Below are 13,280 nucleotides of genomic sequence, written 5' to 3'. Positions count from 1 at the left end.
CTTACAAAACTTATAGGAGATGATAAATTTGGATTTTAAAGATAGTATTCGTGTGATTCCTGATTTCCCTAAAGAAGGTATTAGTTTTAAAGATATCACCACATTGCTTAAAGACGGTGAGGCTTACCGCCAAGCGATTGACGCGTTGAAAGCTCTCGTAGCGCATTTGGAAATCGACGTTATCGCTGGACCAGAAGCACGTGGCTTCGTAGTTGGAGCACCTCTTGCTTATGCGATGGGAGTAGGTTTTGTGCCGATTCGTAAAAGCGGCAAGCTTCCATATGAGACTATAGAGGTAGGTTATGATCTTGAGTATGGCAAGGACACCCTTGCTGTTCACACAGATGCCATCAAGCCTGGTCAAAAAGTATTGATCGCTGATGATTTATTGGCTACTGGTGGAACCATTGCTACTTCGGTTAACCTTGTAGAACAGCTTGGCGGTAAAGTGGTAGGTGCTGCTTTTCTGATTGAGCTGGTTGAGCTTGCTGGGCGTAATAAGCTTTCTGGAGTTGAAGTTCTTTCCTTGGTGAATTACGAGGATTAATCTTGTAAAGTTTGTCTTTTCCCGGGAAATAAACGGGGATTCGGCGCTCGAATTATGCTGAAAAGTGCAAAGATTAGCGCGTGACGCAAAGTGTGGAAGTTAAACATTAATTGGAAAATGTAAGATAATAACAGCAGCTGTCTGCCTTGTGGCGGAGAGTTGCTGTTTTGTATCTGCGTTAATAAAAAAAGCTGCCCAAGTCCATAAATGGATGTTGGAGCAGCTTTTTTAAAATTCTATTTTTACAATCGATTAATGGGCAGTTTTATCACTTTCTCCGCCATCATTAGACAGTCCAAGCACTTCAATGAGTTTGAAGAACAATGCCAATACGATACCAACAATTGTAGCCAGCGCCATACCACTTAGTTTAACGTTGCCCATAGTAAGGGTTGTACCACTGATTCCGACAACGAGTACCAACGTAGCCATGATCATGTTCGTAGCCTTGGAAAAATCAACTTTTTGCTCAACGAAAATACGTAATCCGGAAGCCGCAATTACACCAAACAGCAACAGGGATACACCACCCATTACAGGGGTTGGAATATTAGCGATGACGGAGGAGAAAGTACCAGAGAAAGAAAGCAGAATAGCAATCACCGCTGCGCCGCCGATTACATATACCGAATATACTTTAGTCAACGCCATAACCCCGATATTTTCACCGTAGGTTGTATTTGGAGTAGAACCGATAAAACCGGAGATAATTGTAGATATCCCGTTCCCCATCAGAGAGCGGTCAAGTCCAGGATCTTTTGCCAAGTCTCTGCCGACAATATTGCTTGTAACAAGTAAATGTCCAATATGCTCAACAATAACAACTAATGATACCGGGATAATAGTGAATATTACATTCCAATCAAATGAAGGAGTAACAATGGAAGGATGCGCTAAAAATTTTGCATTAGAGATAGCAGCGGTATCCACCATTTTCAAAATATATGCTAAACCATAACCAGTGACGATACCAATAAGGATGTGAATGATTTTTGGAAAACCGCGGAAGAGTACAGCTCCAATTACAGTTACACCAAGTGTCACCATAGAAAGTGCGATTGTTTTGCCATCTGGAGTCCAGTCTGCAACTGCAACGCCTTCAGGAGCAATAAGTCCTGCCATTCGTGCGGCAACAGGTACAAGTTCAAGTCCGATCGTAGCTACGATAGCTCCCATTACTGCCGGAGGGAAAACAACATCAATCCATTTGGTTCCTGCATAACGAATGATCAATGCCACGAGCACGAATATAATACCAGTGACGATAAAAGCACCCAAAGCAAGCGAGTATCCTTTCATGTGATCATTTGGGTAACGACTGAGTACTGACAATACCGGTGCAATAAAGGCAAAGCTGGAACCAAGGTACGCAGGGATTTTACCACGACAGATCCAAATGTACAGCAATGTACCGATACCATTCATAAGCAAAATCATTCCAGGGTCGACCCCGAACAAGTTAGGCACTAGCACTGTACTGCCAAACATGGCAAACAAATGCTGGAGACTTAATAGAAAGCCTGGGCCCCATGGAAGTTTTTCGTTAACTTGAATTTCGCGTTGCAATGGAGTTCACTCCTCTTTCTTATCTGATATTAGGTTGTCCGGCGAAAATCCGCCTTTACTAGATTAAATAGAACTTGGCTTTTTTACAACAACATTTTCACAAGTGTTATTAATTTGTCCGAATTTAATTACTTTTACTTCTGGAATACCATGAGATGGCAAGTGTTGACGTAATCCTCCTTAAGCCTCATAATTATAGACAACTTTGAATAAGGGCGTAAGTAAGCTTGGACAAATGAAATGATTGGAACCTGCAGATTTTTGAACAGTTGCGGGTTCATTTTATTATAGAAAGGAATCGGATACGACGAGAATGGGCATTGAGCGATTAATTGATAAGGCTGGCGCCTATATAAAAGATAAAGATCTTCTCCGCATCCGGGAAGCTTATGAATTTGCCGATCAGGCTCATCACGGGCAGATCCGCAAGTCGGGGGAGCCATACATTCTGCATCCGCTGGCGGTGGCAGATATTGTCGTCAATATGCAAATGGATGTTATATCTATTGTTGCAGCGCTTTTGCATGATGTGGTGGAAGATACGACGGTCTCACTGGAACAAATCCGCGCTAAATTTGGCGATACCTGCGCAATGCTTGTTGACGGCTTAACGAAGCTGGAACGCATTCGCTTTCGCTCAAAGGAAGAGCAGCAGAACGAGAATTACCGCAAAATGTTTATTGCTATGGCCCAGGATATCCGGGTCATTGTCATTAAACTGGCGGACCGTCTGCATAATATGCGAACGTTAAAATACCAATCTGAAGAGAGCCAGCGCCGTATTTCTTATGAGACGTTGGAGATCTTCTGTCCTGTAGCTGACCGGCTGGGGATTTCCGCGATTAAGTGGGAGATGGAGGATATTGCGCTTCGTTACTTGAACCCGCAGCAGTATTACCGGATTGCTAATCTGGTGCATAAGAAGCGGGCTGAACGTGAGCAATTTATCGACAGCGTAATTGGCCGTATTCGTGCCAAGCTGGATGAAATGGGCATTGAAGGTGATCTTTCCGGTCGCCCGAAGCATATTTACAGTGTTTATAACAAAATGAGCACAAAAAACAAGCAGTTTAATGAAATTTATGACCTGCTGGCCATTCGTATCATTGTGGATAATATTAAGGACTGTTATGCAACCCTTGGAATTATTCATACCTTATGGAAGCCAATGCCGGGGCGTTTTAAAGATTATATAGCTATGCCAAAAGCCAATATGTATCAATCTCTGCATACTACTGTGGTAGGACCAGGCGGAGAGCCTACTGAGGTGCAAATTCGCACCTGGGAAATGCACCGCACGGCAGAATACGGGATAGCCGCACACTGGGCATACAAAGAAGGCAGCAGTAATAATGCTAATCCGGAGAATCGGATGCCTTTCTTTCGCGAAATATTGGAGCTGCAGCATGAAGCTAAGGATGCCGAAGAGTTCGTAAAATCACTAAAAATGGATTTTTTCTCAGACCTCGTGTTTGTATTTACTCCTAAAGGTGAGGTTATCGAGCTTCCTGCCGGTTCTGTGCCTCTTGACTTCGCGTTCCGCATTCATACAGAAGTGGGCAATCGTACAATTGGTTCCAAGGTGAATGGGCGGATCGTGCCGCTTGATCACAAGCTGAAGACGGGTGATATTGTTGAGATTTTGACGTCTAAGCATTCTTACGGACCTAGCCGTGACTGGCTCAAAATTGCACAATCCTCTCACGCAAGAAGCAAAATTAAACAATGGTTCAAAAAAGAAAAACGTGAGGAAAATGTCGAAAAAGGTCGCGAAGCGATTGAACGTGAGCTGAAGCGCCTGAATGTTGAAGTTTCCGAGTGGATTTCTGATGAAAAACTGTTGGAAGCTGCGAAAAAATTTGCTTTTAATGATGTAGAGGATATGTTGTCTGCCGTTGGTTTTGGTGGGATTACCGCTTCGCAGATTGCCTCCCGTTTGACGGAGAAGCTGCGCAAGGAGCAGGAAGAAGCTGCTAACCACTTGGAGCTTACTTCAGAGATGAAGGAGATCAAGTCTTCCGGCGAGAGACGAAATCAACCCACCAATGGCGTTAGTGTAAAAGGAATTGAAAACTTACTTGTTCGTTTTGCACGATGTTGCAACCCGGTTCCGGGTGACGACATTGTAGGTTATGTTACACGGGGCCGGGGCGTATCTGTGCACCGCCAGGATTGTCCTAACATTCCGGGTGAAGGTGACGGAGAAGAAGCAGCTAGAGTGATTGAAGTGGAATGGGAAGGCACGATGGAAGCAAACTATAGTGTGGATATTGAGATTACAGGCCATGATCGCAATGGACTGCTCAATGAAGTACTGCAGGCTGTGTCCGAGAGCAAAACGAACATTTCAGCGGTCACTGGGCGCTCTGACAAGAATAAGATGGCAATGATTCATATGACCATCCTTATTCGTAATACGGAGCATCTGCAATCCGTTGTAGATAAAGTGAAACGAGTCAAGGATGTATATACAGTGAATCGGATCATGCAATAAGGCAAGGAGCGAAGTAGTGCGATGAGAGTTGTAGTACAGCGTTGTAAGGACGCCAAAGTAACCGTGGATGAGACAGTGACCGGAGCGATTGGCAATGGCCTGATGCTGCTTGTCGGCGTTACCCATGAAGATACAGAGAAGGATGCCAAATATTTAGCGGATAAAATAGCTGGACTGCGTATTTTTGAAGATGATGCTGGCAAAATGAACTATAGTGTCACGGATACTAACGGGGCTATTCTTTCAGTGTCCCAGTTTACTTTATACGGAGATTGCCGTAAGGGAAGACGGCCGAATTTCATGGGAGCTGCAGCTCCTGCGGAGGCCGAGCGTCTTTATGATTACTTTAATCAAGAGCTTAGAGCTGGAGGTCTTCAGGTGGAGACGGGCATATTTGGAGCGATGATGGATGTGTCGCTGACCAATTGGGGCCCAGTTACTCTCATTCTGGATAGCCGCAGCTAACGAAATAGAGGATGTCGAAGATTGCTTCTGGCCGGAGCTAACTTTCGACATCTTTTTTTTATGCGGATAGAGCTTCTTTGGGCTGGATAAACTAAATGCAGGCAGATATCACGCATAAGGCAGGGAGTTTAAGAATGAGACAATCACAGAAGGCATGGGTATGGAGAAGTATCCCGGCACTACCGACTGGGAGTCCTATGGAAGCCTGTGCATTAGCCAAAAAGCTAGACGGCGAGACCGAACCACTAGTGATGAAAGGAAGAAGCCGCAATCTCTTGCCGCGTACCTGAAGCGGGTGGAAAATGCGGCTTTTTCGGTGTTGTGAAGGAAGCCTTTTTTCCGATTAAAGGTTAGAAAGCATCCTCATAAGGGTAATAGACCACAAGAAAGAATAATTAGAACATCATTAATTGCTAAAGACAGAGAGGAGAAACTATTACATGAGTAACGTTGCTTTCTTACTGGCTAATGATTTTGAAGATTCTGAAATGAAGGTTCCTTATGATGAAATTATAAAGGCAGGACATCAAGCTGACATTATTGGTTTGAAAAAAGGGGAGACCTTGCTAGGTAAAAAGAAAGAAGTCTCCTACGCAGCAGACAAGGCGATCGCCGATGTTCAAGCAAGTGATTATGACGCGATTGTCATCCCGGGTGGTTCTTCCCCCGAGAATTTACGGCAAAATGCTGATATTTTGAAGTTTGTAAAAGAAGCAAATGAAGCAGGCAAGCCTATCGCCTCTATTTGCCACGGACCACAAATTCTGATCAGTGCAGACTTGCTTAAGGGACGCACCATTACCTCTTATCCTCCGCTGAAGGATGATGTTGTGAATGCCGGCGCGGAGTTTAAGGATGAGGAAGTTGTGGTTGATCGCAATTACATTACTTCGCGTACACCAAAAGATGAGCCTGCATTTGTTCGTGAAATATTGAAGGTCCTGAAATAAATAAGCAATATTTAAATTAGAGTCTTATAATCCAAGGAGGTAATGGCAATGAGCAGAAAAATCCAAGCGTATTTCAGAACTGAAAATGAAGCAGAAGGCGCAAAAACAGCATTGATTAGCTATAAGGTGGATGGCTTGGAGGTTTGGCCACTCACAGACCCTATCGGCAATGATCGTAATATTCTGTTTCCAATCATTCCACTGGATAGTGCATCTGTAGTCGCAGGCACAACTGGAACGCTTGGAACGGCTAGCACACCTGCAGCTGGAGCTATGCTGGTCCCTGGCATTGCCGCTTCTGACACTCGGGCTGACCCTGAAACACATTATAGTGTGAATGAAGATCAGGTTAGTGCGAACGTGGCAGAAGGAGATCTCGAAGATGGGGATTTAAGTGAACTTCGTTATGTGATGGAGCTAAGTATAGCAGAAGAGAATTATAATGAAGTTGTGGAAATCCTTCGGGGCAAAGGGGCCTATGTTGAACAATTCGAATAGTATTCTATTAAAAATAAACCGCTTTCATGGAATGTAATATAATCGTAATATTACGTACATGATTCCTTAATATAGCGTGTTTATAATAAAGGCATGACCCCCTTTTTAATAATATATGATGATGGACCTGCAGCATTCGGCTGCAGGTCATTTTTTTTGTTACAATATAATTGCTGAATAAAAAACTCGGAAACTGTCAAAATTTATACCAGGCATCCTTTTTACTTCCTTGACTTTAATGCAGTAGTTCAGTAGAATATTAACAATATACGATTTTATCATATGGTTTTGATGACGGGACCAAGTAATTCGAGAACCCACAACTCCAGAGAAGAATCCCTTGTCGATTCGGATGACATCTACTTAAGTGGATGATGAACCGGTATCGCTTGGCTGCAAGGATTCTGTTGATGAGCGAATGAATGACCTCCCCGAGAACGTACGGCGAAAGTGGGCAGTATTGATTGCCGCGATCAGTAGCCGTTACGCGTAGGCGGGCGTTAACCGCTTTGAGCGGCTTCAGTATATTTTTACTGATCCGGAATGTGGGTGGTACCACGTGGTGTATTATTGGTTATGATAATCCCTCGTCCCTGTTTTTTTATAAAACAGGGCGAGGGATTTTTTGCTTTTTCTGCAATAGAAACAGATGAAGAGAACAGCTCTAGAGGGGTTATTTTTTAGGAGGGATAGACTGTGGCTAAAGAAAGATTCGAGAAACCAACAGGAACGCAGGACGTGCTTCCGGGTGCTGTGGAGAAATGGCAGTATATTGAGGGGAAGGCCAGAGATTTATGCCGCCGTTTTAACTACCGGGAAATTCGCACACCTATGTTTGAGCACACAGGGTTATTCGAACGTGGAGTAGGCGAAACAACGGATATTGTGGAAGGCGAAATGTATACGTTCAAGGACAAAGGCGACCGTGATTTGGCTCTTCGTCCAGAAGGAACGGCTGGTGTCGTGCGGGCTTACGTTCAGAACAAGCTATACGGTGAACCTGATGTAAGCAAGCTGTATTATATCGGACCTATGTTCCGTTATGAGCGTCCGCAGGCCGGAAGATATCGCCAGTTCCATCAGTTTGGGATTGAGGCGTTTGGGGCCGTGGATCCGGCTATTGATGCAGAAGTAATCTCTATGGGCTATCAATTCTATAAGGATCTAGGTCTTAAGGATGTAAGAGTGGAGCTTAATTCCGTGGGTAATGCACCAAGCCGTGCGGCTTACCGGGAGAAGCTGCTGGGATTCCTTAGACCGATGAAGGATAACCTCTGCAGTGACTGTCAGCGTCGAATCGAGCGTAATCCGCTTCGTGTGCTGGATTGCAAGGTGGATCAGGATAAATTTACAGATGCGCCTTCCATTTTGGACAGTTTGGATGATGAATGCATAACTCATTTTGAGAAGGTTAAGATGCATCTCGACATCATGGGTGTGGAGTTCACGATTAATCCTCGTCTTGTACGTGGTTTGGATTATTACACGCATACTGCGTTTGAATATAAAGCAGCTGGCATTGGCTCTATTGATACCGTAGGCGGCGGAGGCCGTTACAACGGTTTGGTTGAAGAAATCGGTGGACCGGATCAACCGGGTATTGGTTTTGGGATCGGGCTGGAGCGTATTCTTCTTATTCTGGAAGATCAGAAGGTAGCACTGGAGACTGCAAAGCCACTGGATGTGTATTTTGTAGCTCTTGGCGAAGAGGCTGACATTGAAATTTCCAAGCAGCTATACTTTCTGCGTAGCCAAGGGTTCTCGGCAGAACGCGACTACCTCGGCAGGAAGATGAAGGCACAGATGAAGTCAGCTGACCGTATGTCGGCACGTTATACTGCGATTCTTGGCGAAGACGAGCTGAAGAATGGTGTAATTGCGCTGAAGTCGATGAGCACAGGGGAACAGCAGACTGTGAAGCTCGAAGAGCTGGCTCAGGCGTTGGTATAGAAGAAGACTTTTTAAATAGAAACTTATTTTTAACTAAAAAGGGGAATGGTGAATTATGCAAAGAAGTCATAACTGTGGGCAATTAACACCAGAACATATTGGACAAACGGTAACCTTGAACGGATGGGTCCAGACCCGCCGCGACCTTGGGGGCGTACTTTTTATTGACCTGCGTGACAGAAGCGGTATTGTGCAAGTTGTATTCAACCCGGACTACTCCGGCGAAGCACTGCAAATTGCGGATAAGGTTCGCAGTGAGTATGTTTTGGCTGTCAAAGGAAAAGTGGTTAAACGTGATGAAGAAACCATTAACCGCAATCTGCCAACAGGTGAGATTGAAGTTCAAATTACAGACATCGAAGTGCTGAACGCTGCTAAGACTCCTCCATTCTTCATCGAAGATGGAGTGGAAGTAGACGAATCTCTTCGCCTGAAATATCGTTACCTGGATCTGCGTCGTCCAGAAATGCAAAAAACGCTGTTGCTACGCTCGAAAGCTTCTAAGATTTTCCGCGACTTTCTTGACAGTGAAGGATTTATTGATGTAGAAACACCAATCCTAACTAAGAGCTCACCGGAAGGTGCTCGTGATTATTTGGTGCCAAGCCGTGTGCATGAAGGCGAATTTTTCGCATTGCCGCAATCTCCACAAATCTACAAGCAGCTATTGATGGTGGGTGGCGTTGAACGCTATTATCAAATTGCTCGTTGTTTCCGTGATGAAGATTTGCGTGCTGACCGCCAGCCGGAATTTACACAAGTGGACATCGAGACTTCATTCCTGTCTCAGGATGAGCTGCTTGGCATGATGGAGAACCTGATGCAGCGTTTGTTTAAAGAAACTGTAGGAGCGGATATTCAGCTTCCATTCCAACGTTTGACTTATGCTGAGGCTATGGGCAAATACGGTTCAGACAAACCTGACCTGCGTTTTGGATTAGAGCTTGTAGAAATGAACGATATTGTTGCCACAAGTGGCGTAAAGGTATTCGCTTCCGTGATCGAAAAAGGCGGAGAAGTGAAATGTCTAAATGCTAAAGGCTGTGGGACTTGGACTCGTAAAGAAATCGATGATCTCGGACCTTATGCTGCGCGTTATGGAGCGAAAGGTTTGGCTTGGATTCAAGTGAAAGACGGCGAGTTCAAAGGACCGATTGTCAAATTCTTCACTGAAGAAGAAATTGCAGCTGTGAAGGAGCGTACAGGCGCTGAAGAAGGTGACCTACTGTTGTTCTCCGCTGATACCAAAAAGGTTGTAGCGGACGTTCTAGGCGCCCTTCGTGTCAAAATCGGACGTCAGCTGGGTCTGATCGACGATAATGTGTTCAAGTTCGCTTGGGTGACTGACTTCCCATTGCTTGGTTATGATGAAGATCAGAAACGTTATGTAGCAGAACACCATCCGTTCACTCGTCCACGTGAAGAGGATCTGCATCTGTTCGACACAGATCCAGGTGCAATTCGTGCACAAGCCTACGATATCGTTCTGAACGGTTATGAAGTAGGCGGCGGCTCCATGCGGATTTACAAACGTGAAGTACAGGAAAAAATGTTCCAAGCTCTCGGCTTCTCAGATGAGGTTGCTTACGAGAAATTTGGTTACCTGATGGATGCGTTCGAATATGGTACACCTCCACATGGTGGTATTGCCTTCGGTTTAGATCGTCTAATTATGCTGCTGGCGGGTCGTACAAATCTACGCGAAACCATCGCATTCCCGAAAACGGCAAGTGCAACGGACCTGCTTATGGATGCACCTGCACCAGTAGACGGTTCACAATTGGAGCAACTGCATATTAAGCTGGCTCTTAAACCAAAGAAAGAAAAAGAAAAAGAATAATTAAATAAAGCGGGCGAGGCAGATTTCTGCTTCGCCATAGCTTTTGAAGGAGGCTGACCTCATGCTGCATCAGTTCTCACGTACGGAACTGGCGATCGGACCGGAAGGTCTGGAGATTATGAAGAACAGCACAGTAGCGGTACTTGGTATCGGCGGTGTTGGCGGTATGGCTGTTGAGGCATTGGCTCGTAGCGGGATCGGCAGACTGATTCTGATTGATAAGGATTCCGTCGACATTACCAATGTAAATCGGCAGATCCACGCACTTACTACAACGGTTGGGCAAAAGAAGGCCGAACTGATGGTAGACCGTGTGAAGCTGATTAATCCGGAATGTGAAGCGATTGCGCTGAACATGTTCTATACGGAAGAAACCTATGAGGAACTGTTCAAGCTGAAACCGGATTATGTGATTGATGCCTCGGATACGATTATCTACAAGGTCCATTTGATTAAAGAATGTCTGGCACGTGGAATTCCTATGATCTCAAGCATGGGCGCTGCCAACAAAATGGATCCTACAAGATTCCAGGTAGCGGACATTTCCAAAACAACGTATGATCCGATTGCCCGGGTCATTCGCCAGAAGCTGCGTAAGGATGGGATTAAGAAAGGCGTGAAGGTGGTTTTCTCTACGGAGCCGCCAATGAAGCCACGTCAGGATGTTACGGACAAGATTGTTCCGGAGAATGCGCCGGATCGACGTAAAGCGAAACAACCGCCAGCCAGCAATTCATTTGTTCCACCGGTAGCCGGCCTAATTATGGTCAGCGTTGCCGTGCGTGACTTGCTTGAGGCTGGAGGCGTCAGCTTGTAAGTGAATCGCTGAGCTGAGGCTGTTTCAATTATAGTTATAGGATTAGAGTAATGGACAAAAGGGCGAGTAGCTGGAATCCGGCTGCGTACGCCCTTTTGTTGTCGTTAAACAGGCGGGTTCTGCAAGAAGCAGGCCACAAATAGGCATAATAGCTGAACCGGGATGAACGGCTGATTATTAGATTTATAATCCGGGTAATATCCGCCTGCGGAACTTAATATCAGTGGAGGTTTTTGTACATGAAATCGAATTTTTGGCGAAATAGTGTGGGGCTTGCGCCTGAGAATGACTGGAAACGGGAATGGGCTGCAGGGATTCTCTCCTATTTTGCTTCAGTTTATATTGTTATGGTGAATGCGACGATTCTCCATGACGCGGGGATGCCGCTTAGACCGGCAATGGTGGCTACACTGTTGACCGCAATTACCGGCTGTCTGCTGATGGCTTTTGGCGGGAAGACGCCTATCATCGTGGTTCCCGGGATGGGGATTAACGCATTTTTCACTTATACGCTTGTTCATTCCATGAAACTGGACTGGAGAGAGGCGCTTACTGTAGTCGTTATAACAGGCGTGTTATTCGCTATCGTGGCCTTTACATCACTTTATCGTATTCTTAGTGAGGCAATTCCCCAAAACCTGCAGCATGCCATTACAGTCGGTATAGGGCTGTTTCTGACCTTTATAGGGCTGCAAAAGAGTGGGATAGTGATTGCCCATCAGACTACTTTTGTTGCCATAGGACATTTTAGTGATCCTGCAGTTATTACATCCTGTGTGACTTTATTGCTGGCTTTAGTGTTATTTATCCGGGGAACTAACGGAGGCCTGCTGATAAGTATGCTGGTCGGTACAGGACTTGCCTACCTGCTGGGAGCTGCACATGCACCGGAAAAACAGGCCTCAGGGCATGTATTCTCAGGTTATGGCGGCCTATTTTTCGGAATGGACTGGAGCGGCATTGTGAGCCTGGTGTTCTGGATTGCTGTATTCCTGTTATTGTTAATCGTTGTATTTGAAAATATCGGTCTTGTAGCCTCGCAGACGATGATGGCAGGCCGTCCAGAACGCTTCAAAAGCAGCCTGCGTGCGCTCTCGCTTGCTAATATCGCCGCGGGTCTTTTCGGAAGCAGTCCGGTTGTGGCCGCTGCAGAATCTAATGCAGGAATAGCTGCGGGCGGGCGTTCGGGTCTCACCTCGCTGGTGACAGGGCTTCTATTCGGGGCGACCTTCTTATTCCTACCGCTGTTATCCTATATTCCCGATAGTGCGATCGCACCGATCCTGATTGTGATCGGCGGACTAATGGTACAAAATGTGCGTGAGATGGACTTAAGTGATTTGACCGAGCTGTTCCCGTCTTTTCTAATCATGGTTATGATTCCATTCACCTATAGCATCGTGGACGGTATGGCTTTTGGTTTTATTACCTACCCAATTGTGAAGCTGGCGCTGGGCAAAGGGAAGGAAGTGCCACCTGCGTTGTATGGAATTGCTGGTTTGTTTGTGGCTAACTTTATTTTGCAGGCTGTGCTATAGAGCGGCATCCAGTTTCTTTGATTGCGAGGGACCTGTTGCACACTAATCAGCTCTATTAGCCAGCGTTGAAATTAAAGAGGTAAATGCCGTTGTGCCGCTGATTGGAGCCAAATGTGCGTAGACGTCGAAAAGAAAGGGATAAATACCGTTGACTGGAGCTAAATGCGTGTAGACGACGAAATCTAAGGGATAAATACCGATGAATGGGGCTAAATGTGCGTAGACGTAGAAAACAAAGGTATAAATACCGTTGATTGGGGCTAAATGCGCGTAGACGACGAAAACAAAGGTATAAATACCGTTGATTGGGGCTAAATGCGTGGAAGCGTCGAAAACAGAGGCGAAAATGCCTCTGATGCGAGCTAAATGTGCCTGGACGTCGAAATCAAAGGCAAAAATGCCTCTGATTGGAGCGAAATGCGAGCGAACGCCGAAAACAGAGGCAAAAATGCCTCTGATGCGAGCTAAATGTGAGCGAACGCTGAAATTAAAGGCAAAAATGCCTCAGATTCGAGCTAAACGTGTGCGAACGTCGAAAACAGAGGCAAAAAAGCCTCTGATCGGAGCTAAATGCGTGCGAACGCCGAAACCAAAGGCAAAAAAGCCTTTGGTTTG

The 13,280-nt window shown here is 45.5% G+C and carries 12 protein-coding genes; 11 read left to right on the top strand and 1 reads right to left on the bottom strand.

The features are described 5' to 3' along the window. Positions 1–28: 28 nt before the first annotated feature. Entirely contained in the window at positions 29–547 is a 519-nt protein-coding gene (locus MHI32_RS24050; protein ID WP_036677647.1) for an adenine phosphoribosyltransferase, read from the top strand. A gap of 252 nt (positions 548–799) precedes the next feature. On the opposite strand, the gene uraA is transcribed toward MHI32_RS24050, so the two are convergent. Then, positions 800–2,113: a uracil permease gene (uraA, locus tag MHI32_RS24045; protein WP_038572987.1), complete on the bottom strand. Its 1,314-nt coding sequence runs from the start codon at positions 2,111–2,113 to the stop codon at positions 800–802. Between the two features lie 313 nt (positions 2,114–2,426). Here uraA and MHI32_RS24040 point away from each other — a divergent pair, with 313 nt between their 5' ends. The 10 genes from MHI32_RS24040 to MHI32_RS23995 all read left to right on the top strand — a co-directional run bounded on the left by MHI32_RS24040 (position 2,427) and on the right by MHI32_RS23995 (position 12,665). After that, positions 2,427–4,607, top strand: a complete 2,181-nt coding sequence (locus tag MHI32_RS24040; RefSeq protein ID WP_036677643.1) for a bifunctional (p)ppGpp synthetase/guanosine-3',5'-bis(diphosphate) 3'-pyrophosphohydrolase — start codon at positions 2,427–2,429, stop codon at positions 4,605–4,607. Between the two features lie 21 nt (positions 4,608–4,628). Continuing rightward, positions 4,629–5,072 (top strand): D-aminoacyl-tRNA deacylase, encoded by a 444-nt coding sequence (dtd, locus tag MHI32_RS24035; protein ID WP_036677641.1) that lies wholly within the window; start codon positions 4,629–4,631, stop codon positions 5,070–5,072. A 134-nt stretch (positions 5,073–5,206) separates the two neighbouring features. Next, complete coding sequence (locus MHI32_RS24030) at positions 5,207–5,362, top strand: hypothetical protein (protein ID WP_175617366.1); 156 nt, start codon at positions 5,207–5,209, stop codon at positions 5,360–5,362. 150 nt (positions 5,363–5,512) lie between these two features. Continuing rightward, a complete protein-coding gene (locus MHI32_RS24025) occupies positions 5,513–6,022 on the top strand; it encodes a type 1 glutamine amidotransferase domain-containing protein (protein WP_076105448.1) in 510 nt (169 codons plus the stop codon). A 48-nt stretch (positions 6,023–6,070) separates the two neighbouring features. After that, on the top strand, positions 6,071–6,520 hold the full coding sequence (locus MHI32_RS24020; RefSeq protein ID WP_036677637.1) for a hypothetical protein: 450 nt from the start codon (positions 6,071–6,073) through the stop codon (positions 6,518–6,520). Positions 6,521–6,887: 367 nt separating this feature from the next. Continuing rightward, positions 6,888–7,013, top strand: coding sequence for a hypothetical protein (locus MHI32_RS24015; protein ID WP_256716501.1), 126 nt, complete (start codon positions 6,888–6,890; stop codon positions 7,011–7,013). 203 nt (positions 7,014–7,216) lie between these two features. Beyond that, complete coding sequence (gene hisS, locus MHI32_RS24010; RefSeq protein ID WP_076304246.1) at positions 7,217–8,470, top strand: histidine--tRNA ligase; 1,254 nt, start codon at positions 7,217–7,219, stop codon at positions 8,468–8,470. A 55-nt stretch (positions 8,471–8,525) separates the two neighbouring features. Next, on the top strand, positions 8,526–10,310 hold the full coding sequence (gene aspS, locus MHI32_RS24005) for an aspartate--tRNA ligase (protein ID WP_076193219.1): 1,785 nt from the start codon (positions 8,526–8,528) through the stop codon (positions 10,308–10,310). Positions 10,311–10,371: 61 nt separating this feature from the next. Next, positions 10,372–11,127: a tRNA threonylcarbamoyladenosine dehydratase gene (locus MHI32_RS24000; RefSeq protein ID WP_076130395.1), complete on the top strand. Its 756-nt coding sequence runs from the start codon at positions 10,372–10,374 to the stop codon at positions 11,125–11,127. A gap of 239 nt (positions 11,128–11,366) precedes the next feature. Further along, on the top strand, positions 11,367–12,665 hold the full coding sequence (locus tag MHI32_RS23995; protein ID WP_036677630.1) for an NCS2 family permease: 1,299 nt from the start codon (positions 11,367–11,369) through the stop codon (positions 12,663–12,665). Positions 12,666–13,280 lie beyond the last annotated feature (615 nt).

This window comes from Paenibacillus sp. FSL H7-0690 (assembly GCF_037980415.1).
GTDB classification, from domain to species: Bacteria; Bacillota; Bacilli; order Paenibacillales; family Paenibacillaceae; genus Paenibacillus_AQ; species Paenibacillus_AQ odorifer.
Note: the sequence above shows the minus strand (reverse complement) of the source record. Positions and strands in the feature narration are given on the sequence as shown.